This is a genomic window from Ramlibacter sp. WS9 (assembly GCF_003797765.1).
GTDB lineage: Bacteria > Pseudomonadota > Gammaproteobacteria > Burkholderiales > Burkholderiaceae_C > Ramlibacter.
Genome location: NZ_RKMB01000003.1, coordinates 90,535 through 113,343, shown reverse-complemented (window position 1 = coordinate 113,343; position 22,809 = coordinate 90,535). Strand labels below are relative to the sequence as shown.

Annotated in this window: 20 protein-coding genes and 1 pseudogene; 10 read left to right on the top strand and 11 right to left on the bottom strand. The window is 63.3% G+C overall.

Annotation, left to right across the window (positions count from 1 at the left end; all coding sequences use genetic code 11):
- Positions 1-21: 21 nt before the first annotated feature.
- Complete coding sequence (locus EEB15_RS06465; protein WP_141508847.1) at positions 22-963, bottom strand: transporter; 942 nt, start codon at positions 961-963, stop codon at positions 22-24.
- A gap of 134 nt (positions 964-1,097) precedes the next feature.
- Between EEB15_RS06465 and EEB15_RS06460 the strand changes: the two genes are divergently transcribed.
- Entirely contained in the window at positions 1,098-1,637 is a 540-nt protein-coding gene (locus EEB15_RS06460) for a MarR family winged helix-turn-helix transcriptional regulator (RefSeq protein WP_141508845.1), read from the top strand.
- 80 nt (positions 1,638-1,717) lie between these two features.
- Here the strand turns inward: EEB15_RS06460 and EEB15_RS06455 are convergent, their stop codons facing one another.
- The gene (locus EEB15_RS06455) at positions 1,718-3,316 is read right to left on the bottom strand and encodes a gamma-glutamyltransferase family protein (protein WP_141508843.1); all 1,599 of its coding nucleotides are present in this window, start codon (positions 3,314-3,316) and stop codon (positions 1,718-1,720) included.
- A gap of 121 nt (positions 3,317-3,437) precedes the next feature.
- On the opposite strand from EEB15_RS06455, the gene EEB15_RS06450 reads away from it, so the two are divergent.
- Positions 3,438-4,433 carry a Bug family tripartite tricarboxylate transporter substrate binding protein gene (locus tag EEB15_RS06450; protein WP_158290013.1) on the top strand — a complete coding sequence of 332 codons (996 nt, stop codon included), beginning with the start codon at positions 3,438-3,440 and terminating at the stop codon, positions 4,431-4,433.
- A gap of 12 nt (positions 4,434-4,445) precedes the next feature.
- On the top strand, positions 4,446-5,597 hold the full coding sequence (locus tag EEB15_RS06445) for a helix-turn-helix transcriptional regulator (protein WP_141508839.1): 1,152 nt from the start codon (positions 4,446-4,448) through the stop codon (positions 5,595-5,597).
- Between the two features lie 614 nt (positions 5,598-6,211).
- Here the strand turns inward: EEB15_RS06445 and EEB15_RS06440 are convergent.
- Both EEB15_RS06440 and EEB15_RS06435 read right to left on the bottom strand, forming a co-directional pair.
- Positions 6,212-8,581, bottom strand: coding sequence for a DUF6351 family protein (locus EEB15_RS06440; protein WP_141508837.1), 2,370 nt, complete (start codon positions 8,579-8,581; stop codon positions 6,212-6,214).
- Between the two features lie 637 nt (positions 8,582-9,218).
- On the bottom strand, positions 9,219-10,142 hold the full coding sequence (locus tag EEB15_RS06435) for a LysR family transcriptional regulator (RefSeq protein ID WP_141508835.1): 924 nt from the start codon (positions 10,140-10,142) through the stop codon (positions 9,219-9,221).
- Between the two features lie 151 nt (positions 10,143-10,293).
- Between EEB15_RS06435 and EEB15_RS06430 the strand changes: the two genes are divergently transcribed.
- The 6 genes and pseudogenes from EEB15_RS06430 to EEB15_RS06405 form a co-directional block, all read left to right on the top strand.
- Positions 10,294-11,106, top strand: a complete 813-nt coding sequence (locus tag EEB15_RS06430; protein WP_141508833.1) for an ABC transporter substrate-binding protein — start codon at positions 10,294-10,296, stop codon at positions 11,104-11,106.
- Between the two features lie 51 nt (positions 11,107-11,157).
- The gene (locus tag EEB15_RS06425; RefSeq protein WP_141508831.1) at positions 11,158-11,856 is read left to right on the top strand and encodes an amino acid ABC transporter permease; all 699 of its coding nucleotides are present in this window, start codon (positions 11,158-11,160) and stop codon (positions 11,854-11,856) included.
- Positions 11,857-11,868: 12 nt separating this feature from the next.
- On the top strand, positions 11,869-12,615 hold the full coding sequence (locus EEB15_RS06420; protein ID WP_199236484.1) for an amino acid ABC transporter permease: 747 nt from the start codon (positions 11,869-11,871) through the stop codon (positions 12,613-12,615).
- A 64-nt stretch (positions 12,616-12,679) separates the two neighbouring features.
- On the top strand, positions 12,680-13,411 hold the full coding sequence (locus EEB15_RS06415; protein WP_141509306.1) for an amino acid ABC transporter ATP-binding protein: 732 nt from the start codon (positions 12,680-12,682) through the stop codon (positions 13,409-13,411).
- Positions 13,412-13,439: 28 nt separating this feature from the next.
- The gene (locus EEB15_RS06410; RefSeq protein WP_141508826.1) at positions 13,440-14,732 is read left to right on the top strand and encodes an aminotransferase class V-fold PLP-dependent enzyme; all 1,293 of its coding nucleotides are present in this window, start codon (positions 13,440-13,442) and stop codon (positions 14,730-14,732) included.
- Between the two features lie 4 nt (positions 14,733-14,736).
- Positions 14,737-14,823, top strand: a pseudogene (locus EEB15_RS06405) (FAD-dependent oxidoreductase); the annotation flags it as partial.
- Positions 14,824-14,967: 144 nt separating this feature from the next.
- Here EEB15_RS06405 and EEB15_RS06400 read toward each other — a convergent pair.
- The 6 genes from EEB15_RS06400 to EEB15_RS06375 are packed head-to-tail and all read right to left on the bottom strand — an operon-like array spanning position 14,968 to position 20,790.
- Positions 14,968-15,381 carry a RidA family protein gene (locus tag EEB15_RS06400; protein WP_141508824.1) on the bottom strand — a complete coding sequence of 138 codons (414 nt, stop codon included), beginning with the start codon at positions 15,379-15,381 and terminating at the stop codon, positions 14,968-14,970.
- A gap of 11 nt (positions 15,382-15,392) precedes the next feature.
- Positions 15,393-16,385, bottom strand: coding sequence for a tripartite tricarboxylate transporter substrate binding protein (locus tag EEB15_RS06395; RefSeq protein WP_158290012.1), 993 nt, complete (start codon positions 16,383-16,385; stop codon positions 15,393-15,395).
- Between the two features lie 14 nt (positions 16,386-16,399).
- Entirely contained in the window at positions 16,400-17,323 is a 924-nt protein-coding gene (locus tag EEB15_RS06390) for an aminotransferase class IV (protein WP_141508820.1), read from the bottom strand.
- Between the two features lie 9 nt (positions 17,324-17,332).
- A complete protein-coding gene (locus tag EEB15_RS06385) occupies positions 17,333-18,418 on the bottom strand; it encodes a porin (protein WP_158290011.1) in 1,086 nt (361 codons plus the stop codon).
- Between the two features lie 26 nt (positions 18,419-18,444).
- Positions 18,445-19,440 (bottom strand): tripartite tricarboxylate transporter substrate binding protein, encoded by a 996-nt coding sequence (locus EEB15_RS06380; RefSeq protein ID WP_141508816.1) that lies wholly within the window; start codon positions 19,438-19,440, stop codon positions 18,445-18,447.
- A gap of 21 nt (positions 19,441-19,461) precedes the next feature.
- Positions 19,462-20,790, bottom strand: coding sequence for an amidohydrolase family protein (locus EEB15_RS06375; RefSeq protein ID WP_141508814.1), 1,329 nt, complete (start codon positions 20,788-20,790; stop codon positions 19,462-19,464).
- Positions 20,791-20,866: 76 nt separating this feature from the next.
- Here EEB15_RS06375 and EEB15_RS06370 point away from each other — a divergent pair, with 76 nt between their 5' ends.
- Positions 20,867-21,790, top strand: coding sequence for a LysR substrate-binding domain-containing protein (locus tag EEB15_RS06370; protein ID WP_141508812.1), 924 nt, complete (start codon positions 20,867-20,869; stop codon positions 21,788-21,790).
- On the opposite strand, the gene EEB15_RS06365 is transcribed toward EEB15_RS06370, so the two are convergent.
- Positions 21,740-22,753, bottom strand: coding sequence for a LysR family transcriptional regulator (locus EEB15_RS06365; RefSeq protein ID WP_141508810.1), 1,014 nt, complete (start codon positions 22,751-22,753; stop codon positions 21,740-21,742). The two genes, EEB15_RS06370 and EEB15_RS06365, sit on opposite strands and share 51 nt — an antisense overlap.
- Between the last annotated feature and the right edge of the window lie 56 nt (positions 22,754-22,809).

Sequence of the window (22,809 nt, the reverse complement as noted above, 5' to 3'; positions counted from 1 at the left end):
TGCTCCTCGTTCGCGATCGGGTCAGAACGTCCAGGCGGCCCGGACCGTGAGCTGCGAGCCCTGGCTGCGGTTGCGGGCGCCGAATTCCTTGTACGCGTGGACCCACACCAGAGGCAGGCCCGAACCGAGTTCGAAGAAGCTGACCACAGGCCCCAGTGCCGCGACGCGCGAGCGGTTGCCGTTCGGCAGGCCGGGTGCCTTGTCGTCGGTCAGCTGCTGGTAGTAGTAGCCGCCCAGCCCGAAGGTCCACGGGCCCCGGTGCTGGCCCAGCGCGAACTCGTGCTGGTATTCGACGCCCGAGCGGTAGTCCGTGTCCTTGTTGCGGCCGTTGAAATTGAGCTGGAAGTTCGAGGAGACCTCGAAGCCGCCCGAAGTGATGTAGGTGAACGCGTAGGTCGGCACCACCGTCCAGTGGTTGGTTCCGGCGTTGATCGCACGGCTCTTGTCGTAGGAGCCCGTGGGCAGTTGCAGCTGCAGGCTCGCGTTGGTGAAGAGGCCAGGGGAGGGCGTCCATTGCACCATCAGCGGAATGAGCTGGATGTCGCCGACGGCCGTGTTGCGGCCGGACACGTTGACGGTGCCGACCGGGGTGGGGATGGCCAGATCCAGGCCCATGTTGAGCACCGGGATCACGGCGCCCCAACCGTACTTGCCGCCCATGAAGCTGTGGTCGGTCATCTTGATGATGGCTGCGCCGACGCTGTCGACTCTGACCTTCGCTCCCACCGGCGATACGTTGCCCGCGTTGTCGCGCAGCTCGCTGGCACGATAGACTGCCGCCCGCACTCCCACGGTGGCGATCTCGGAAGGAGGCGGCAACTGGCCGGCGCCGAAGTCGAACACGCCGAAGGGCGTGATCGGGGCACCGTTCTCGACGGCGTGCGCCGGTGCGGCAGCGGCGGCCAGCAGGGACAGCGCGAAGGCGTGGCCCGAAAGCCGGCGGTATTTGAACGTGGGGGTCATCTCTCTCTCCTCGTGGTCTTTGAAGTGGACTCATCGTAGGGAAGGCGAGCTTTCGTTTCACCCCTCATTTGGGAGGGGAGCGATCAAAGACTGAGGCGCGCGGACCAGGCTTGTCCTGTTAGCATCGTTCGATCATGAGCATGGCCAGAGACCCCGCCCCCAGGAAGACCGTTGCCGCGAAGAAGAAGCCACGCGCCCCGGCGGCCAAGCGCGTCACCGTGAAGCGCCCCAACCTGGGACCGATGGGCAAGCTCGAGGACTTCATCCCCTACAAGCTGTCCGTCGTGGCCAATCGTGTCTCCCAGTCTATCGGCCGCCTGTTCGAAGCGCGGTTCGACCTGCAGATCCCAGAGTGGCGCATCCTGATGGCGCTCTATGCCTACGGTGACTTGGTGTTCAACGAGGTGGTGGACCGCACCAGCATGGACAAGGCCCGTGCGTCACGAGCGCATCGACGTCTGGTCGACTTGAAAATGATCGAGACTGTGGACGATCCCGCCGACGGCCGCAAGCTGATCCTGTCGCTGACGACCAAGGGCGAGAAGATGTGCGCCGACATCCTGCCTGCCGCCGCCGCCCGCGAAGCCTGGTACCTCGAGGCGCTGGACGACCACGAACACCGGCAACTGGACATCATCCTCGACAAGCTGATGAAGCGCAGTTTGGAGCTGTGAAGGGCTGGCCCCCACGCTCCCCCACTTCGTGTGGGTCGCTGCCCCCCGAGGGGGCCTTCGCGGCTTGGGGCGCCGCTCAACTAGAAGCCGACGACCTGCCCGTCGCGCCTGCCGTCCGAAGCGCCGAGATAGCCCGCACCCTCCAGCCGGTGGATCAACTGGGCCGCACCGAACTTCAGGTGACCGGTGGGCGATACCTCGAGGCGATGACCGCGTTCGCGAAGGCCATCGACGACGGCCGGCGGCATGTGCTGTTCGACGCTGAGGGAGCCGTCCTGCGGCCCCACCATGAAGCGCGGCGCGTCGCTCATGGCCTGCGGGTTCTGTGCAAAGTCCACCAGCCGGCTCATCATCTGCAAGTGGCCTTGCGCCTGCATGGCCCCACCCATCACCCCGAATGACATCACCGGTGCCCCATCCCGGGTGACGAAAGCGGGGATGATGGTGTGCAGCGGCTTCTTACCCGGTGCCACCTCATTCGGATGCCCCGGCTGCAGGACGAAGTTGGCCCCGCGGTTGTGCAACGAGATGCCGGTGCCGGGCACGACCAGCCCGGAGCCGAAGGCCCAGTAGTTGGACTGGATCAGCGACACCATCATGCCGCTGGCGTCCGCGGTGGTCAGGTAGACGGTGCCACGTTCGGCCGGTGCGCCGGCAACCGGCGCCGCGGCCCTGGCCATGTCGATTGTTCGCGCGCGTTGTGCGAGGTAGGTCGGCGACAGGAGCGCGCTGCTCGGAACACGCATGGTCCGTGGATCGCTCACGTGGGCGTAGAGGTCGGCGAACGCGAGCTTCGTGGCTTCGATCTGCACATGACACGCAGCCGCACTGTCCAGTCCCATCGCGGCCACGTCGAAATGCTCCAGGATGCCCAATGCCATCAAGGCGGCAATGCCCTGGCCGTTGGGCGGGATCTCGTGCAGCACGAAGTCCCGGTAGCTTTGCGCCAGCGGTTCGACCCATTCGACCTCATGCCCGGCCAAGTCGTCGAGGCTTATACAGCCCCCAGTTTGCGCGGAGAAAGCCACAATGGCTTCGGCCAGCGCGCCGCGGTAGAACACTTCGCCGCCGGATTCCGCGATGGCCTGCAGGGTGCGGCCCTGTTCGGGGAATCTCCAGAGTTCGCCCGGCCTTGGTGCCCGCCCCTGCGGGAGGAACGCCGGCGCAAAACCGGGCTGGTCGGCCACCAGGTCGGCCAGTTCCCGCCACACGCTCGCGATGAAAGGCGACACCGGAAATCCCTCGGTCGCGTACGCGACGGCGGGCTCGAACAAGTCGGCAAAGGGCAGTCGGCCGAAACGTTGCGACAGCGCTTTCCAACCGGCCACGCCGCCGGGCACCGTGACACTGTCCCAGCCTTTCATCGGCATCGCGTCGTAGTCCTGAAACTGCTGCGCATGCCATGCGGCCGGCGATGCGCCCGTCGCGTTCAGCCCGTGCAATTTCGTGCCGTCCCACACGAGTGCGTACAGGTCCCCGCCGATGCCGTTCATGGTCGGCTCCACGACGGTGAGCGCGGCCGCGGCCGCCACTGCGGCGTCCACGGCGTTGCCGCCTTTGAGCAGCATGCGAAGGCCCGCTTGCGCAGCCAGCGGCTGGGAGGTTGCCACGAGGTTGCGCGCCAGAACGGGCGCCTTTTGCGCCGCATAGGGAAATCGCCAGTCGAAGGAGGTAGCCATGGCTTGATGGTAACTAAGATTGTTGACAAAGAAACGATTTAACGCTTCAATGCAGTCGTCCGCCGGCCCCGGCGAATGCTGCAAGCCTACTCGCCCAATTACCTCCCGAAGGAGCGCGTTCATGTCGTCGGATGTCATGTTGTCCAATCGCCGCGCGGCGTGGCTGGTGTGTGCGGCGTTGGTGTTCACCGCCTGGGTGAATCCGGCGCGCGCGCAAACGGGTGAGGGCGGGCCGGTGAAGATAGTCGTCGGCTTCCCGCCGGGCGGCTCGCTGGACACCATTGCGCGGCTGCTCGGAGAGAAGTTGCAAACGCACCTCAAACGTCCCGTGCTGGTCGAGAACCGGCCAGGCGCCGGTGGGCGGCTGGCGGTGGATACTTTCAAGAACGCGCCCGCAGACGGCAGCGTCGTCATGATCGCGCCGGACACCATCTCCGTCAGTGCACCCATCGTGTTCAAGAAGCTCACCTACGACCCGGCGCGTGACTTTGTGCCGGTCTCGACGCTGGTCCAATTTCCCTTTGCCCTTGCGGTGGGCGAAGACCCGAAGGCCGCGGTTTTCGCCGACTACGTGCGCTGGGCCAAGGCCAACCCGGCGCGTGCCAGCTTCGGCTCGCCCGCACCGGGCAGCCCTCCGCACTTCTTCGGCCTCGTGGTGGGCCGCGCGATCGGCGTGGACATGGTTCACGTGCCTTTCCAGGGCACCGCGCCGATCGTCACCAACCTGGCGGGAGGGCAGGTTTCCGCGGGCATCAGCACCGTGGGGGACTTGATGGAGCATCACCGCGGCGGACGGATCCGCATCGTCGCGGTATCGGCAGCGAAGCGGATTCCGCAACTGCCCGACGTGCCGACCTTCACAGAGCTGGGCTACCCCGAAGTGGTGGGGCAGGGCTTCATCGGGCTGTATGTGCCTCCCAAGGCGAGCCCCGCCGTGATCCAGCAGTGGAACCAATCCATCCGCGGGGTATTGGCGTTGCCAGATGTCCAGGAGCGCCTGCGCAACCTGGGGCTCGAACCCACGCCATCGACGCCGCAGGAGCTGAGCCAGCTCACCAGCGCCGAAATCGGCAAGTGGCAGCCCATCATCCGGGCCTCGGGCTTCAGCCTCGACTGAACGGAGCAAGCCATGGCCGCGACTGCGATGGCCTCGGATTCGCTGCTGCTCGACCTGTACGCGTGCGCGGCCGAACCTGCGCGCTGGCCTCGCGTGCTGGATGGCATCTGCGCGGAAACTGGCGCCCACTCAGTGGTGGTACAGACCTTCAAGGCTGACGGCGTGCGACTGCGAACCTGCTGGTCGGTGCAGGATTCGCGCACGCACAGCGCCGAGGCGCTGCACCAATCTGCCGTTTCCGATGAGCGCAACCCGCGCCTGGACGCGAGGAGGGCGCTGCGCGGTCTGAACCGGATCGCCCGTGACGAGGACCTGTTCGAGTGGGAAGACAGCCAGCGGCACCAGTTGAAAGAGTCGCTGGCCCAGATGGGGTTAGGGCTTTTCGTCGGCTCCTTGCGCCCGCTGGGCTCCGACAGCTACCTGGGCGTGGCCTTGCATCGCGCGGCATCGGATACGAGGGACTTCTCCAAGGCGCAGATCCACCGGCTTTCGGCGTTGCTGCCCCATCTTGGCCAAGCCGTCGAACTTGGTGGGCGCCTGCAGGACGCTAGCGATTTCGGCGCAAGGCTGGGTCAGTATTTCGACCGGCTGCGCTGCGGTGTGCTCGTCTGCGGCGCAGATGCTCGTGTGGGCTGGATGAATCGCAGCGCGGAGGCCCTGCTGCACGGGGGGCAGGCCTTGCGGCTGCACGCAGGCAGCTTGCTGGCGCCTGCGCCGGCGGCCACTCGATCGCTCCACCAGGACATCGCCGACGTGGCCGGAGCCGGCGCATTGAGCGATGGGCGCTATCTGTCGCTCGCCTGTGGCGAGCAAGCCTTGCACGTGGCTATACAGCCGCTAGCGCCAACCGATGCCTGCGCGCGCGGCAAGGCTTCGGTGTTGGTCCTGTTGACGGGCGCGAGCACCGCAGACATACCGGTGCCTGCGTTGATGAGCCTGTTCGATCTGACACGCGCGGAATCGCTCCTGGTCCAGGCCATCGTCGCCGGTCACACTCTGGAGCAATATGCGCAGCAGCGCCACGTGACGGTGGGAACGGTGCGCTGGCAGCTCAAGCAGGTGCAGGCCAAGACTGGAGCGAGCCGGCAGGCCGATCTGGTGCGCCTTGTGCTGTCGTCGGCGGCCGCGCAGGTTGCAGCACCCGAAGGCCGTCAGCACCACTGACCTGTCCAGGCGCGACTTGATCCTCGCCATCGCCTTTGCGCGCCAAGCGGCAACTCGCCCGATCGCGGCCGGCCGAAGAACTCGTCGGGTGCTCCCAGTCTCCACGATGCGCCCAATCCGGCGGTAAGTCCTGGAGCGACTTAGGCCGAGTACAAGGGACTTCGCGCTTAGGTTTGTTCGCCCCTGTACGACCTAACACGTGCGTGTGACCGGCGACATGCGGCGACAAGCCGCAATTCGTCCGTGTCGACTGTTGATCCTCTCTAAAAACATGACGACCATTGCGCCACCCGCCCCGTGCGTTATGTCTTCAGGCTTGTTCCTGGAGAATATGGGCATGGTGCAAAAGCGATTGAGCAAAGCAGCGAGAAAGCGGTTGCGCACCGGGCGGATGCGGCAAAAAGGGCAAGGGCTGCGCCGAGGTGGCGCTGGCCGTGGGCGTGGCGCGCCAGACCGTGCACACATGGAACGCGTTGTTCGGTGAGGACAGCATCAACGCCTTGCGTGCCGTACCTGAGTCGGGTCGACCTGCCCAGCTTGACCAAGCGCAACTGGCACCCAATATTGCATCATCTACGCTGCGCTGCGCCGCCCGTCGCAGCGCGCGTGGGGATTCACCGCGGCGTCGACACAGGCGCGGCGGGCAGCGGCTGGCCACCGGGCCGCGATGCGAAGCTCGTCACTCCCCACGACGGCTGCGCGCCGACACCTGGTTTGTTGTAGTCGCAGACGCCATCGGGGAAACTTGCGCGCAGCCGATTGAGCTGGGTGGCGCTCAGCTCAACAGGCGCGTAGTCTGCGGCAGCGACCGGCTTGAGCCGGCACTTGAGGATGTCGTTCGCAAGGGGACCGCCGGCGGCCTCGCGCGGCGACATGCCGCGACGCAGCAGCGGGTCCGCATCACAGGCCGCTGGATCCGCGACCTTGGTGGATTGCATTGCATCGGTACTGAGCAGGCAGTGATCCGCTGCCGTGGCGGGACGGGAGGCAAGTACTCGGGATTCGAGCGTCCCGCGGTTCAAGGCGCTCAGATTGGCCAGCCATTGGTCCATCACGGCAAATCCCTCATCGGCCATCGCGTCGCTCGGGATGAAGCCCTTCGGGCTGATGCCGTAGCGCCACATCGCGTAGTTGCCCGCCGTTGCGGTGGCATACACGAGCCGCTCCCGGTTGGCAAAGCTCTTCCAGATCTGATGCAGCCCGGTGCGCCCAGTGTTCGCGACCGGTGGAGTCAAGCTGTCGTCGTACCCGCGAAAGTCAAGAATCGGTACCCTGGCGACCAGCTTGTAGTCGGGCATCAGCCCGCTGCGGTATGCGGTTTCCAGCGCGGAGGTGTCGGCCACCGCGCGCTCCGGCACGCTGAATCCATCTCGGTTCACACCGCCGATGATTTCATTGAGGGTGACGAATTCTTCGGGCTTGATCGTCCCGCTGACGAGCGCCTTCAGGCCGTACTGCACGCCGGTATTGTCCCGCGTCGAGTTGGCCGCTCCGTCCGTGCGTCTGCCGAAGACAGAGACCGCATGGTCCCACTGCGAACAGCGCAGGCCGCTCGGATTCTTGATCGGGTCGAAGACCTGGCTCACCGGCAACTGGCACAGGTTGGTCGGCTCCGGGAGCGAGCGCTCGGTGATCACGCCGCTCTCCCTGTTGGCGGGGATGACTTCGCGAACGGTCTCAAAGTTGCCCGCGAGCTTGTTGGGGCCGAAGCTGTTGTACCAGCCGATGCAGGCCGTGTGATCGGCGTGGCCGTTGATGGCGGCCTTCTTGCGGTTGGCATCGGCCAGGCTGTAGCCGCCCGAGGCCATCAGCTCGCGCCAGCGCGGCTTGTCGTAGGCCTCGACCAGCAGGCCGCAGTCGACGCTTTCCTGGTTGGACGACTCGGGGTCGTTCAGGGCACACGAAATCAGCAGGCCGTCCAGGAGGCCGGGAAAGGTGGATGTAATGGTCAGGGCCGTCATGGAACCGGCGGAGCAGCCGTTGCCCACCGTGTACTTCAGAGGCCCGTAGCGTTCGATGACATCTTCTTTCATCATCATCACGGTATCGGTCATCACCGCGCGATTGGAATTGCGTGAAGCGTCGATCAGGCTGTTGGTGGCGACGAGCCAGCCCTTGGCCAGCGCCGCGTCATGGTTCCACAGGCTCGCGGGCCGGAACTGCCGGCGGGCCTGGCCGCTAGACCCGCCGAAAACGAATTCAAGTTTGCCGTTCCAGGTGCTTTGCGGTGCGAGGCCACTGCTCCACGGTTTCGCGGGATCGAACAGAACTGCCATTTCGTAGATACCGCGATTGATCACGCCGCGCTCGAGCCGCACAATGTAGGGCACCTGCAGTCCCTTGTCCGTGGTGATGGTTGCCAGGTCAACCGGCACGGCAGCTCCCACGGCGTAGGGCTTGAAGCACGCGTTGGCGGGCGCGGTGGCCGGCGGGCTCGGGTTCGGGCTCGCCATCGAACAACCGGCTTGCGTGCTGCGATAGAAGAACGACATTTCGGTGGCGATATTGCATTGCGCGTCCACCGCTTCAGTGCTGAAGCCGCTGGCGTTTGTCGCGGCCGTGGTGGCCGTTGCGGCGCGGGCTGCCCGCGTGGCGCACACATAGGGCGTCACTTGAGGCCCGGCCAGCACAGGGCCGCCGCGAGGCGCATTCGTGACGACCAGCTCTGCCGCTCTGGCTCCTTTGGCCCGAGCGACGATGACGTTGCGGCCGATCGCAAGCTGGTCCAGCAGACCTCGCCGATGCGTTTTGTCTCCAGCGACAAACGCGGCTGTGACATCTTTTCCGTTGAGTCGAACTCTCAACGAGCGAGGATCGGCCTTCGCCGGCAGCCGGACCTCGACCAACGCATTGCCACCGCTGAGCAGATCAGCCCGGTTGCTGAGGCTCGAAATCTCGAGTGGCAACGCCCGATTCTCCGTGCCGGATGCACCCAGTGTCATCGTTGCCGTGGCTACGGCAAGCACGTACTGCAAGAAATTCATCGCGCAATGTCTCCTTCGTTTTGCTGATGCCCCGAGTGGTGTGCGGGCTCCGCAAGTATCCCGACGCGCGCGTGCCGGGCACAATGGCTGAAAGACTCAGCGGGGATGGCAAAATGTGTCAGCTTGGGGCGGCAATGTGTTGGCCGGTGTGGTTGGCTGACAGAGTAGGCGCGCTCGCGACCATGTACTTTTGCACCGCTTTCCCAAACACACAGAATGCCTGACCATCCACGAGTTCCCCTACTGACGGTCGACGACCTCCTCGCGCTGGGCCAAAGCGCCCAAGGTGGGCCGCCATGCGACGATTGCAACGCACTCGTCTGTGCTGGCTGGGAGTCTCTGCCCGGCGGCTTCGACCGGGCACTGCTGCGGTGCGTTGGCACTCTGAAGAACTCCGAGAACGAAGAACCCACAGTCGCGGAGTATCACCCGGCCGGAACCCACGGATGGTCAGCCGATGCGCCCATCGCGCCGGCCTGGTTTCCCTACAACCGCTGCGACGTCTGGGCGTGCGCGGCGTGTGGGCGCCCCTTCCTGCGATACACGGAGTACGGCGGTTACTACACGGACGAGCGCATCCGGGCGCTGAATCCTGACTTGGTTGCGACTGGCGATCGCTGAGCGTTTTCAGGCGAAACTAGATCCCCGCGCCTGGCGCAATCTTGGAAGTTTGAAGCATGCGCGTGAAGTCACAGCACTCCTGGGCCATCAGGATGATTGAAGAGACGAGCGTACTTCGTTGCCCTCCTTTGTGTAGGGCAACATAGGTCACAGCAGGCGGGGCGGGGGTAGTCTTGATCACGTCGAGCATGCCTGCGGCAACCAGCGGGTCGAGACACTGCCGGGGAAGGTAGCTAACGCCCAACCCCGAAACCGTCATGCCGATGAGTGCAACCAGATTGCTACTGGTGATGACACTCGCGGGCTGGAACCCGAGCGCCTTGAACCAGCGTGCGTAAAGAAGCCCGGTGCCTGACTTTTCCCCCTGCACCAGTAGTCGATGGGTCGCCAGTTCGTGAACCCGCAAGCGCTTGCTTGAGTCGAGCATGCCGGGCTTGCACATCCACGCGTATTCCACGCTGCCGAGTACTTTCGAAGAGAAGCGCGTGTCCTCAAACGCGTCAGGCAGGACGATAAGGTCAACCTCGTCGGCTAGCAGCTTGTCCCTCAGACTGATGGCGTTGTCTACATCGGGCTCGATGACGACCTTGGGGTAGTAGCGCTGAATCAGATTCACCAGCTGCGGCAACCAGGTCAACGCGGTCATTTCAGTGACGCTGATCCGTACGCGCCGTTCGATCACCTCGGGCCGGCTGAATTGCTCAATGGCCGCGTCACGCTGTTCGAGCAGCTTCTTGGCCAGCACGAACATTTCCTCCCCCTTTTCCGTGAGACGCGCGCTGCGCTGACTGCGGTCGAACAACTCCGTATCGAACAGCAGTTCCAACTCCTGCACCCTTTTCGATACGGCTGACTGTGTGGTGTGAAGTTTGAGGGCGGCGGCGGAAAACCCCCCCAACTGCGCAATCCAGTACAGAGCCTCGAGCTGCTTGAACGTCATGGTGGATTCACCTTATTCACGTTAACCCTGACGGCATCGCTTTTTTCGATGGATTTTTATGCCCAAATATCGCTTTTTTTAATTTTACTGCTCGCCCAGAATTTGGACATCACGCACCCCCACCCCGGCCACCGAACTCTGAAAGACCACCATGAACGCCAGAATCGCCTTCGTTACTTGCGCCTTGACCCTTGCAGCCGGCTCAGCTTGTGCTGACCAGCTTGCCGACATCAAGGCGAAGGGTGTCTTGACCTGCGGCACGCTCGGCACCTCGGAGCCCTTCAGCTTCCCGGATCCGCAGACTCGCGAGATCCAGGGCTATGACGTTGATTTCTGCAAGGCTGTGGCCAAGTCGCTCGGCGTGAAGCTCGATCTCAAGCCGATCGCCGTCGCCGCACGCATTCCCGAGCTGCAGCAGGGGCGAGTCGATGTCGTCATCGCCAATCTCGGCTGGTCGCCCGAGCGCGCCGAGCAGATCGCCTTCAGCGATCAATATTTCGCCAGTCAGCAAAAGATTGCCGCCCGAAAAGAAAGCGGCTTCACCAGCGTCAAGGATCTGGCCGGCAAGCGCGTGAGCGCCACCAAGGGATCCAGCTCGGAGTTGGCGGTACGCAAGGCATTGCCGACCGCAACCACGGTCACCTTCCAGGACCCGCCAAGCGGTTTCTTGGCGATGCAACAAGGCAAGGTCGAAGGCTTCGTGTTGTCCGAGCTCGCTCTCGTCAAGTTTAAGCAGCAGTCCGAGGCGTCGTCGCCGGTCGTGATCCTCGAACCGTCGCTGCTGTTGGAACCGTGGGGCGTTGGCATGCGAAAGGGCGAGACGGCGCTGATCAAGCACGTCAATGGCATGTTGGAATCCATGGAGAAGTCGGGTGAGGCGGCGCAGATCTATGACAAGTGGATGGGCATGAGCACCATCTTCAAAATGCCGCGCAGCTTCAAGATCGAGCCGATCAAAGGCTGACGGGCAGCGCAGCGCCCCATTTGCCGCGATCACTCAACCGATCACAGCTTCATGAACGCCAGACTGGACTTCTCGGTCCTGATGCGCCCCGAGTATCTGAAGATGATCTTGGACGGCATGGTGACCATGTTCGAACTCACGTTGCTCGCGTGGATTCTGGCGATGGTCGTCGGCATCGTGCTCGCGGTGGTGCGAATGACCAGCAGTCGCGTCGCTCAGGGCTTCGTCGCCGCTTACGTCGAATACCACCAGAACGTACCGATGCTGGTTCAGATCTTCCTCTGGTACTTTGGCGTGGCAACGCTGCTTCCAGGCGCGTGGCAGCAGTGGCTCAACGCCCACCACAGCGAATTCGTCTTCGCTTTCATCGCGGTCGGCCTGGCCATGGGGGCCTACATATCGGAAGACCTTCGCGGGGGCATCCGCTCGATCCCCAAGTCGCAGATCGAAGCGGCCCGAGCCCTCGGGCTGTCATACCTGAAGGCCAGCCGGCTGGTGGTGCTTCCACAGGCGATCCGAACTGCCATGCCGACCCTGGTCAGCCACACGGTATTGCTCTTCAAGAACACCAGCCTCGCCATGACGATCGGCGTTGCGGAACTGACCTACGCGACTCGCGAGATCGAGAGTCAGTCGTTTCGCACCGTCGAGGTGTACCTGATGGCGACCGCTGCGTACTTAGGCATCTCGCTGCTGATCATGACCGCCGGCGAAATGGTGGAACGTCGCTTGCGCATTCAGGCGAGGTAAGCCATGAGCGATATCCTGAACATTCTGCGTGACAACTGGACGTTGCTGCTGATCGGGCAATATCCAAACGGCCCGTTGGGCGGGCTCGCGATCACGCTGCTGCTGTCCGTCCTCGGCTTGGCGCTGGCCTTCCCCCTTGGGGTGGTTCTGGCCCTGGCCCGGGTCAGCCCGATCGGCTGGTTGCGGGCCCCGGCCACGGCGGTGGTCTACGTGGTGCGTGGCGTGCCGCTCATCATGTTCATCTTCTGGGTCTACTTCTTCCTGCCCGCGTTGACCGGACACACGGTAAGTGGCTTCACGACGATGGTCGTCACACTGGTCATCTATCAGGCGGCATACCTCGCGGAAGTGATCCGCGCTGGCATCGAGGGGCTTTCACGGGGGCAGACGGAAGCTTCACGCGCACTGGGCCTGAGTTACATGCAGACGACCTTCAAGGTGGTGTTGCCCCAGGCGCTCTACAACATGGTGCCGGCCATGGTCAGCCAGTTCGTCTCGACCATCAAGGAAACCTCGTTGGGTTACGTCATCAGCGTCAACGAACTGACATTCGCCGCGAACCAGGTCAACAACACCTTGCTCACAAAGCCGTTCCAGGTGTTCATCCTCCTTGCGGGTATCTATTTCCTCGTCTGCTTCTCCTTGACCCAATTGGCTCGCCACCTCGAGCGCCGCATCGCCAGAAAACGAGCGGGCCATCAAGATGTTGCGCCGCGAACCCCGGCATCCGCGACAGCGGTGCTCCAGCCGGTCGAGTAACGCTCCTTCGCTTTCACAAAGGTTCATCATGGAAAAGACCTCTCCTCCCGAGGGCGGCAAGAAGATGATCGTCTTCAATGCCGTCAACAAGTGGTATGGCTCCACCTTCCAGGCGCTGACCGATATCACCGCGGATGTCGCCAAGGGGGAGGTCGTCGTGGTTTGCGGGCCCTCGGGCTCCGGCAAGTCCACGCTGATCCGAACTGTGAATCGACTGGAGGAAATTCAGGGCGGCAGGATCGAGTTCAACGGACAAGACGTTCATGCTCCAAAGCTCGACTTGAACAAGTTTCGCAGCCACGTCGGCTTTGTGTTCCAGAGCTTCAACCTGTTCCCGCACCTGTCGGTGGCCGAGAACATCATGCTGGCCCCCACGAACGTGCTTGGGAAGAGCAAGACGCAGGCGCGACAGCGGGCAAGCGAGTTGCTCGAGCGCGTCGGCCTTGCCGCCAAGGCGGGCTCGTACCCGGGCCAGCTCTCCGGCGGCCAGCAGCAGCGCGTGGCCATCGCGCGGGCCTTGGCCATGGACCCGCCGGCCATGCTCTTCGACGAACCGACCAGTGCGCTCGACCCGGAGATGGTGGGCGAAGTGTTGCAAGTGATGAAGAGCCTGGCGCGCGAGGGCATGACCATGATGTGCGTCACCCACGAGATGAACTTCGCACGGGAAGTGGCCGACAAGGTGTGGTTCATGGACGCAGGCCGTTTGGTCGAGACCGACACTCCCGAAAATTTTTTCAGCCGGCCGAAGAGCGAGCGGGCGCAGAAGTTCTTGTCAGATCTGCGCTCCCACTGAATCAATACAAACCCCAGAAACCATTGTGATGAACAACGATCAAGGCATTCTCTTTCCCGAAGCGTTGACCCGCGAGATCAAGGACCGCTTCCACTATGTCGATCGCGACATGAACGGTCGCGAGCGTCTGTTTTTCGACAACGCGGGCGGGTCGTTCCGGCTCAAGTCGGCCGTCGAACGCTTCGCCCAGATCGACGCGTTGCCCGACTGCCCCGAACGCATTCACGAAATGTCGCGATTGCTCCAGAAGGTCCAGGCCGATGGAACGGCTGACGTGCGCACAATCCTCAATGCTCAGGGCGGCAGCGTGTACGCATCGCTGACAGCCTCGGGTGGCATGTTTGACATGGTGCGGGCGGTGGCCGAGAACATTCCCGGCACGAACATGGTGACCACGACGCTCGAACATCCTTCGTCGTTCGATGCGTTGACACTTTACGCCCAGCGGCTTGACAAAGAACTGCGCGTCGCCAAGTCCAACCCTGTGACCGGTGGCGTCGATGTGGCCGACATCGTCGGCTTGATCGATCAGGACACGACGCTCCTGAGTGTGATCTATGCATCCAACATCTCGGGTGCCAAGCTCGACATTCAAGAAATCGTCAAGCAGGCACGGGCCATCAAGCCCGACATCTACATCGTTGTGGACGCGGTGCAGCATGCGCCACACGGTTTGATTGACCTGCAGAAAACGCCGGTGGACGGCATCAACATCGCGCCCTACAAGTTCTTCGGTTGCCGAGGATCTGGCATGTCTTGGTTGTCGGACCGCGCTGCGCGGCTCCCTCATCACAAGCTGGCAGCCAAAAATGTTGATTTCTGGGACCTGGGCAGCTCGGCACCGGCGCAGTTCGGCGTGGTGACCGAGATCGTGAATTACGTGTGCTGGATCGGCAGCCAGTTCACCGGCAGCGCCGATCGGCGCGAACTCTTCGTCTGCGGCATCGAGAGGATCGAGTTGCACGAGCGGGCACTTCTGGCGCGCATGTTGAACGGCAGCGACGGCCGCTCGGGGCTGCGGCACCTCGATGGCATCAAAGTCTTCCTCGACTACGAGGATTTGACCAAGCGAGATCTGATCCTCGCCATCGGCATCGACAACCTGGAGCATGCCCAAGCCGTTCGCGAGTATGAAAAGCGCGGCGTCATCGTCTACGAACGAGTGTCCTCAAGTCTGTATTCGAAGCGGATGCTCGAATCGTTCGATCTGGAAGGTGCCATCCGGGTTTCGCCTTTGCACTGCAATTCCGTGGCCGATGTCGACCGCTTCCTTCACATCACGCGCCAGATCAGTCTGGCCATGTCGGTCGAGGCGAGCTAGCGTCATGCGCATCCTTGTACTGGGCGCAGGCGTCGTCGGCGTGACCAGCGCCTACTATCTAGCCCGAAGCGGCCACGACGTGACGGTCATCGGGGCATCGATCTTCGGTTGAATCCACGCCGTCGTGCGACGCTGGAAATGGTGGTGAGCGACTTGTTTCCACAAGGTGGGGACGTATCCAAGGCCACCTGTCGTCAGCGGCCGCGCAGGTTGCAGCGCCCGACATCCCCCAAAGTCACTGACCGCCCTTCCCGGCGCCTTGAAGCGCCACGATCTGGATCTGGACCCGCGCATCCGGCGACCTGATGACGGCTTGAACGACGGTTCGCGGGATGGGATTCGATCCGAAGTAATCGTCGTAGGCCTTGTTGAACCCGGCGTAATCTCCCCGGATGTCGCGCAGGTAGACCGTCGTGTAGACGGCCTGCGAAAGGCTTGAGCCTGCTGCTTGCAGGGCCATTTGCAGGTTGTCGAGCACCCGGCGGGTCTGGGTTTCGATATCGCCGGCGATCACGCCGCCCTTTTGGGGATCGATCGCCGTGATGCCGTACGTGTAGACAAGCCCGTTGGCTGCCGCCGCTGGAACGCTGGTGGTTCCGCGCTTGTTCACGTCAAGCGCGTTGCCCACTTGGATTTTCTCGATGCTCATGAGCGTTCCATTCAGCTCGCCTTGATCTTGGCTTCCTTGATGATTACGCCGATGCGCTGGTGGTCGCGCAACAGGAGGCTCTGGCACTGTTCGGGTGTCTGCCGCAAGGCTGGCGTGACAAACGCGGTCGCGAGATTTTTCCGGACATCGGCCGCGGCAACGGACTTGTTGACTGCCGCGTTGATCCGATCGATCACCAGCCTTGGCGTCGCGGCGGGCACACAGACCATGAACCATCCGGGGATGTACGAGGTTGCGAAGCCCTGTTCATCCAGGGTCATCACCTCCGGCAAGTCCGGTTGCCGCACAGGCGTCGAGATGGCGATCGCACGCAGGCGCCCGGCAGTGATCAACGGTAGGGCGACCTGCAGGCTGACAAAGCCGAAGTCGAGGCGGCCTGCGGCGAGGTCCTGCACGCCAGGGGGTAGCCCTTTGTAGAGGACGGCTTGCATCGAGATTTTGGCGTGGAGCTTGAACAGCTCGGTGCTCATGTGGGCCACGCTGCCATTTCCCGCATTGAGGTAATTGAGCTCGCCCGGGCGAGCCTTGGCTAGCCGTATCAAGTCCGCCATCGTGCGGGCGGAGGATGTCGCGGGCACGACGGCCACCGCCCGGCCGCTGCCGACCACCGCCGCCGCCTTGAAGTCCCGAACCGGGTCGTACGGGGTGGGCTGCAAGTAGGGCGTCGCGATGTGACTAGGCGTGGCCATAAGCCAGGTATGGCCGTCGGCGTCCGACTTCGCCACGACCTGCGTGCCGATCGAGCCGCCGGCGCCGGGCAGCGCTTCGGCGACAACCGGCTGGCGCAGTTCCGCGGCCAGGCTGTCACTCAAGGCGCGTGACACCTGATCGACGGCGCCGCCTGCCGGATACGGCGATATGAGACGGATGTGCTTGGTGGGGAAGGCCCTGGCCGTCGCGATGAGCGGGGACGCGTAAACGAAGGAGGACGCGCCGAGCTGGAGAATCCGTCGCCGCCCGAATGTCCTTGATGGGTGATTCATGACCGGCATCTGGGTCAGGCCGAGATGTATTCTTGATAGAGTTCACCGAGTTGCCGCGTCACGGCGCCCGCGCCTTCGGTCAGTAGCTTGCGGCCGTCGATGGCCGAGACCGGGGTGATGCCGCCCAGCGTCCCGGTGACGAAGGCCTCCTGCGCCGTGTAGGTCTCGGCCAGCGTGTAGTCGCCCTCGAACGCGGGAATGCCGGCTTGCCTTGCCAGGCGAAGCACCGTGGCGCGGGTGATCCCGTTGAAGCAGTAGCGGCCTGAAGAAGTCCAGAGCGCTCCGTCTCGCACGATGAAGAAGTTGGTCGAGTTGCAGCTCGAAACGAACCCGTGCGGATCGAGCATGATCGCCTCGTCCGCGCCCGCGTTGATCGCCTGGATCAGCGCCTGGATGAAGTTGAGTCGGCTGTGCGAGTTCAAGCGCAGGTCAAACACGTCGGGAGAACTGCATCGGATCGCCGACGTATGTAGCTTCAAGCCACGCTGCTTCGACTCGGCCGTGACTACCTTGTGTTCGGCGATGCAGACCACCGTCGCACTGCCGATCACGAACCGTGGATCCTGGTTCGGCGTTTTCTTCACGCCTCGGGTCACCATCAGACGGGCGTGCGCGCCATCGACCATCCCGTTGGCAGCAAACGTTTCCATGATCACGCCCTTGACCCGCTCCCTGGACATGCCGATGTCCATCGCGATGGTCGCGGCGCCCTCGAAAAGCCGTTCGATATGGGCGTCGAAAGAGACGACCTTCCCCTTTACGAGGCGGACCCCCTCCCAGACGCCATCGCCGCACACATAGCCGGCGTCGAAAACAGAGACCTTGGCGTCGGCGCGCGGCACGAAGGCGCCGTTCACGTAGACCAGCACCTCATCGTTTCGTTCATCGGGCCGATAGGCCTGCGAACTCGTTTTGGATGCTTGCGGGGAGAGCGTCATGGAATTCCGTCAGAACGTGTGGCGAACACCGAATTCGTATCCGGTGGACGCGCCGCCGGGCGTTGTCACCGCGCGGCCATTGTTGAAGGACGTTCCAGTGCCCTTGTTGTCCACGCGGGCCCACGTGGCGTACGCGAGTGTTCTCTTGGAGAACGGATAGGCATAGCCCAGCGCCACCGAGTCCGCATCGTTGGAAGTGCCGGCTACATTGACGCGAACATATTGCGCGCGGATTTCGCCGTGGCCCGCCGGAACGATGGCTCCAACGCTCCAGTGGGTCTGGCGCGTGTTAGCGGGCGATTTCAGCTCCTCGCGTCCCACCAGGAAGCTCAGCTTCACCACGGCAAAGTCGTAGGAGACGCCGGTGTTGCTTTGGTGGTAATCGCCGGACGCGTACTGGGTGCGGCCGTAGCCCGCGCCCGCGACCAGCTTTCCCTCGGTGTACGCGATCCGCCCGCCGGCATACCGTCCGTCGTCGCTCGTTGCACCCGAATTGGACGAGTTCTCCCCGAGCGCGTACATCACATGCCCGGTGAAGCCCGAGAAGCTCGGGGTGAAGTAGCTGATCGTGTTGGACGCGCGGGTCGCGGCGACCGGTGCCTGCCCCGTCCCAAGTCCCGCCGCTTCCGTCATGTTGAGCGCACCCCCGCTGCCCACGTTGTTGAAAACGTCGAAGGCGGACAGGTTGATATAGGAGGGCACATAGTCCCGGCCCAGGCGCAGCTCACCCCATCCACCGCCGAGCGAAACGGTGGATTTGCGGTTGAAGGTCATCCCTTGTCCGCCGCCGGGCGCCGGACTACCGCCGGACGCCTGATTGTTTGTGTTCGTAGCCTGGCCGACGCCACTGTCGGTCAGAAAGCCGGTTTCCACGTGAAAGCCTGCCCACATGCCGCCCCCCAGGTCCTCCTGCCCGCGAAAGCCCAGGCGGGTCGCGTTGAACGCGCCGCTGAGAACACGCGTTACGGACCCGTTGCCGTCGGCGGAGATTTTGCCAACGCCCGCATCGACAATGCCAAAGATGGCCACTGACGATTGGGCGTAGGCTGCGGGCGCTGCGATGAAGGCCGCCAGGGCGGCTGTTCTGAGTTTCATTCTCGACATTCCTCGTTGTTGTCCGGTTAGTTGACTGCCTTGACTTGAGCTCGCTTCACGATCTCCGCCACGCGCTTCGCGTCCGTGGCGAGCAGGCTCTGCACCTCGTGCCACGGCATCGGGTCCGCGGGAGAGAGGTGGATCGTTCGCAGCCGCTGCATCACCTCAGGGTCCTGCAGGGCCTTGTTGAACATCGCATTGACTTGCTCGACGATCTGCTTCGGCGTCTTTGCCGGCAGCAGCACCATGCTCCAGGAGATCATCTGAGAGGACCCGAAGCCCTGCTCCTGAAAGGTAAGCACGTCGGCGACGGCGGGATTGCGCCGCACGGCCATGATGCCGATCCCGCGCATCTTTCCCGCCTGGATGAACGGGATCGGCAAGGGAAGAGATGCCAGGGCGAAGTCGATCCGGCCTGCCGCCAGGTCCTGCAGACCCTGGGGCAGGCCCTTGTAGGCGACGGCCTGCAGCTTGGCGCCCGTGTTCATCTGGAGCAATTCGGCTGCCAGGTGCGAGAAGGAGCCGTTGCCGGGGTTCAGGTAGTTCAACGCCCCCGGCTTCGCTTTGGCGAGTTGCACGAAATCGGCGAGGTTGTGCGCTTTGGAAGCCGCTGGCACCAGGGCCACGTGCTGGCCGCGACCGAGGTAGCTCACGGCGACGAAATCGTCCACCGGGTCGTAACTGGAGGCCTGGAGCAAGGGCGTGGCGACGTGGCCGGAGGTGGCCAACAGCCAAGTATGTCCATCCGGCTGTGCTCGCGCGACAGCCATTGTGCCGATCATGCCGCCAGCACCAGGCATCGGTTCCACCACCACAGGTTGGCCCAGCGCCGACGACGCGAAGTCGCTCACGGCCCGCGCAACCTGGTCCACGATGCCGCCGGCCTGGAATGGCACGATGATGCGGATGGCCTTGCGCGGAAAGTCGCTCGCCAAAGCGGGGAAGCCGATGGCGCCTGCAACGGCGACCCCAGAGGCTGCGGTCAGCATCTGCCTGCGGGAGATGCGGTCGGGTCGAACCATGGCTTTTGCTCCGTCGCCGCGCTAGCGGCTGCGTCTCCAACCCAGGTAGTTCTCGCCGAGGGACTTGGGCTCCTCAACCTTGTCGGGCCCCACCTCGGAGAGCGTGTCCTTGATCCGGCGACCGCCCTTCATGATGAATGCCATGTGTTTGCCCTGGTCCTGGAGGCACTGGAAGTCTCTTAGCGGGTTGCCTTCGACGGCGATCAGGTCTGCCAGGTAGCCCTCGCGAATGCGCCCGATCCGGTCGTCCAGTCGCAGCAACTCGGCCGACACGATGGTCGCGCTCCTGATCACTTCCGCGTGGCTGAGCACTTCCGCGCGCACCAGGAATTCTTCGGACTGGAATTCCTTCGGCGCCTTGAAAAGGTCCGAGCCGAATGCCATCTTGACGCCCGCCCGTTTTGCGATCTCGAGAGAGCGGGTGCCCATCTCCAGCACTTGCCTGGACTTCTGTACATGCAACTCGCTGGCCCCCACCTGTTTGGCATGGCTCACAAGGCGGCGGTACACGATCAGCGTAGGAACCAGGAATGTCCCGCGCTCCGCCATCTGCCGAGCTACCTGTTCGTCGAGGAAATTGCCGTGCTCGATGCTGCGCACGCCTGCTTCGACGGCGCGCCGGATTGCATCGGCCATATAGGCGTGCGCCATCACGTATTTATTGGCCCGCGTGGCCTCATCGACCGCCGCCAGCAGTTCATCCATTGAATACTGGATGTAGTCGATCGGGTCCGCTGGCGACGCGACGCCGCCGGAGGCCATGATCTTGATCTGGTCCGCGCCGCGGCGAATCTCCTCGCGCACGCCTTTCCTGACTTCGTCCACACCATCGGCGATCAGGCGGAACGTGGCTCCTTTGGGACAGACTTCGCAGAAGTCGCTCGTGGCGCGGGAGTCACCGTGTCCGCCTGTTTGGCTGATCGGCCTTCCGCTCACGAGCAACCGCGGGCCGAGGAACAGGCCACGCTCGACTGCTTGCCGATAGCCGGCATCCGCGCCGCCGGCGTCCCTGATTGTCGTGAAGCCGCGCATAAGGGTGTCGTGCAATAGGTGCCCGGCCTTCGCCACGCCCATGGCCGCGAGCATCGGCGGATTGCTCGACATCGCGTCGGCGCAAACGTGCACATGGCAGTCGATGAGACCCGGCATCAAGGTGCGCCCGCCGAGATCGATGTGCACCGCCTCCGGATCGTCGATGCGGCCCTTCTTCAGGGCACTGATCTGTTCGCCCTTCACCTGGAGCGAACAGCCGCTTTGGAGTTCGCCGGCGTCGACATCGAGCAGCTCGAAGTTCGTCAGAACGACATTGCGGGGGACGGTGGTATTCACTTCAGGGGCGGGCGATTGCATTCACGAATTCTCTTGATTGCTGCGTCTCCGGGAAACTGACAGAATCAGCACGAGGTATGCAAGAAGGTCATAGCACATGCGCATGGATTCGCCGTCTCTCGTTGAGCTTCATGCGTTCGTCGCCGTGGCGCGTGCCGGCAGCGTGCTGGCGGCCGCGGAGTCGCTGAACGTCACGCAGGGAGCCGTGACACGGGCCTTGCAGCGCCTGGAGTCGCACCTTGGCCAAGTGCTTTTCGAGCGCAACCGCCGGGGGACAGTGCTAAACAGCGCCGGCAAGGCCTACCTCGAGGCCATTGGGCCCGCGCTGGACGTCCTGGAGGAATCGAGCCGGCGGACGCGGCGGCGCCAGGACGCAGAGCGTCTTCGCATCTCGGTCATCCCGACACTCGCGAGCCACTGGCTCATTCGCCGCCTGCCGGACTTCCATCGCCAACATCCCGGAATCCAGCTGGAGTTTGTGCAGTACAAGAAGGAGTCGCCGCTCGACGAGGTCGATGCCACAATTCGGAGTACAGACGGCAGCAGCCCGCCCGACGTCGTTTCGGACTACATCGTTGGCAGGGAAATCGTTCCGGTATGCCGCCCGGGGTTCATCCCGCTAGCGATAACAAAGCCGGAAGAGATCGCGAACTTCCCGCTCCTGTTCAATACGGCGCAGCCCGATGTTTGGCCCTGGTGGTTCAAATCCGTCTGCGAGAGTGTCCCGGCCCTTGATCTTCGTATTGGTCTGGACCAGGCAAGCCAGATGATGGAAGCCGCATCGTCCGGCCTGGGCATTGCGGTGGTGCAACGATGCCTGCTGGATGACTATCTCGAAACAGGCAAGCTCGAGATACCGTGGATTGCCGAGGTGATGAACACTCGCGGATACCACCTTGTGTATTCGTCCGCGAAGCGTCACATGATTTCGCTACGGCTCTTTCGAGAGTGGCTGTTGACCAAGGCAGCGTCATCGGCGGCTGCCTGTATCGGCGTTTCCAGTCCCGGATGGGTTCAGTGAATCGCGCAGAAAATCGATGAGCAGCCTGACTCGGGTAGGTATGCGGTCCCGGCTCGGAAACACGGCTGAGATCGGGCGATCATTCGCTTCGTTCCAGGCCGGCAGAATGCGGATCAGGTCGCCCTTGGACAGGTCACCGTGCACCGCGTAGTCAGGCAGCAGGCCCACCCCGGTTCCGCAACGAACGAACTCCCGCGCAGCGATGCCGGAATGAGTCTTGACAGCGCCATGAATGCCAACCGTCAGGCGCTGTGCCGTCTTCTGATGTACGAGATGAAGCTTCTCCGGGTGAGGCAGCTGGGTAATGGTGACCCAAGGCACCTTGGCCAGTTCTTCAGGCTTGGTGATCTTCCCGTGGCGCCGCACGAACGACGGCGCTGCACACAGCAGCATTGAGCAGTTGCCAAGCTGGGAGGCAAAGAGACCCGTGTCCGGGAGGCGCCCCACGCGCACCGCGAGGTCAAACCTTTCCTCGATGACATGCGATATGGAGTCCTCCAGGACCAGGTCAAATGACACGTCCGGGTACGCGTCCTTGAATCGCGCCAGCGCCGCGATCAGGAAGCTCACGCCGACGTTGTACGAAGAGGTGAGGCGAATCGTTCCGCTGACGCTGACACGCCTTGATTCCACCGTCGTGAACGCATCTTCGCCGGCGGCCACCATGCGCCTGCAGTTCTCGTAGAACGCAACCCCCTCCTGAGTAAGCGAAAGCGCACGCGTGCTGCGCGTGAGCAACTGCGCGCCGATGCGCTTTTCGAGCGCGGCCACATGCGCGCTCACGATCGATTTCCCAAGACCCAAGGTGGTCGCCGCCTTGGAAAAGGAGCCGTGCTCCACGACCTCGGCGAACACGGCCATCCGGTAAAGCTCCTTGATCATTTCGCCATCTCCTGCATTGCTTTGACTGTCCACTTTAACCGTACTTTGAATCCTCAAATTTTGGTCTAGTACGTTTTTCATGGCCAACCTACTATTCGATCCAGCCAAACGAAACAAGTCATCCCCACCCGCGAAAT

Excerpts from the sequence above, each read along its gene's own strand:
- EEB15_RS06460 (WP_141508845.1), top strand. The coding sequence starts at position 1,098 with ATGAGCATGGCCAGAGACCCCGCCCCCAGGAAGACCGTTGCCGCGAAG.
- EEB15_RS06375 (WP_141508814.1), bottom strand. The coding sequence starts at position 20,790 with ATGCAATCGCCCGCCCCTGAAGTGAATACCACCGTCCCCCGCAATGTC.
- EEB15_RS06450 (WP_158290013.1), top strand. The coding sequence starts at position 3,438 with ATGTCGTCGGATGTCATGTTGTCCAATCGCCGCGCGGCGTGGCTGGTG.
- EEB15_RS06370 (WP_141508812.1), top strand. The coding sequence starts at position 20,867 with ATGCGCATGGATTCGCCGTCTCTCGTTGAGCTTCATGCGTTCGTCGCC.
- EEB15_RS06410 (WP_141508826.1), top strand. The coding sequence starts at position 13,440 with ATGAACAACGATCAAGGCATTCTCTTTCCCGAAGCGTTGACCCGCGAG.
- EEB15_RS06430 (WP_141508833.1), top strand. The coding sequence starts at position 10,294 with ATGAACGCCAGAATCGCCTTCGTTACTTGCGCCTTGACCCTTGCAGCC.
- EEB15_RS06385 (WP_158290011.1), bottom strand. The coding sequence starts at position 18,418 with ATGAAACTCAGAACAGCCGCCCTGGCGGCCTTCATCGCAGCGCCCGCA.
- EEB15_RS06435 (WP_141508835.1), bottom strand. The coding sequence starts at position 10,142 with ATGACGTTCAAGCAGCTCGAGGCTCTGTACTGGATTGCGCAGTTGGGG.
- EEB15_RS06395 (WP_158290012.1), bottom strand. The coding sequence starts at position 16,385 with ATGAATCACCCATCAAGGACATTCGGGCGGCGACGGATTCTCCAGCTC.
- EEB15_RS06365 (WP_141508810.1), bottom strand. The coding sequence starts at position 22,753 with ATGAAAAACGTACTAGACCAAAATTTGAGGATTCAAAGTACGGTTAAA.
- EEB15_RS06445 (WP_141508839.1), top strand. The coding sequence starts at position 4,446 with ATGGCCGCGACTGCGATGGCCTCGGATTCGCTGCTGCTCGACCTGTAC.
- EEB15_RS06465 (WP_141508847.1), bottom strand. The coding sequence starts at position 963 with ATGACCCCCACGTTCAAATACCGCCGGCTTTCGGGCCACGCCTTCGCG.
- EEB15_RS06455 (WP_141508843.1), bottom strand. The coding sequence starts at position 3,316 with ATGGCTACCTCCTTCGACTGGCGATTTCCCTATGCGGCGCAAAAGGCG.
- EEB15_RS06380 (WP_141508816.1), bottom strand. The coding sequence starts at position 19,440 with ATGGTTCGACCCGACCGCATCTCCCGCAGGCAGATGCTGACCGCAGCC.
- EEB15_RS06390 (WP_141508820.1), bottom strand. The coding sequence starts at position 17,323 with ATGACGCTCTCCCCGCAAGCATCCAAAACGAGTTCGCAGGCCTATCGG.
- EEB15_RS06400 (WP_141508824.1), bottom strand. The coding sequence starts at position 15,381 with ATGAGCATCGAGAAAATCCAAGTGGGCAACGCGCTTGACGTGAACAAG.
- EEB15_RS06440 (WP_141508837.1), bottom strand. The coding sequence starts at position 8,581 with ATGAATTTCTTGCAGTACGTGCTTGCCGTAGCCACGGCAACGATGACA.
- EEB15_RS06415 (WP_141509306.1), top strand. The coding sequence starts at position 12,680 with ATGATCGTCTTCAATGCCGTCAACAAGTGGTATGGCTCCACCTTCCAG.
- EEB15_RS06425 (WP_141508831.1), top strand. The coding sequence starts at position 11,158 with ATGAACGCCAGACTGGACTTCTCGGTCCTGATGCGCCCCGAGTATCTG.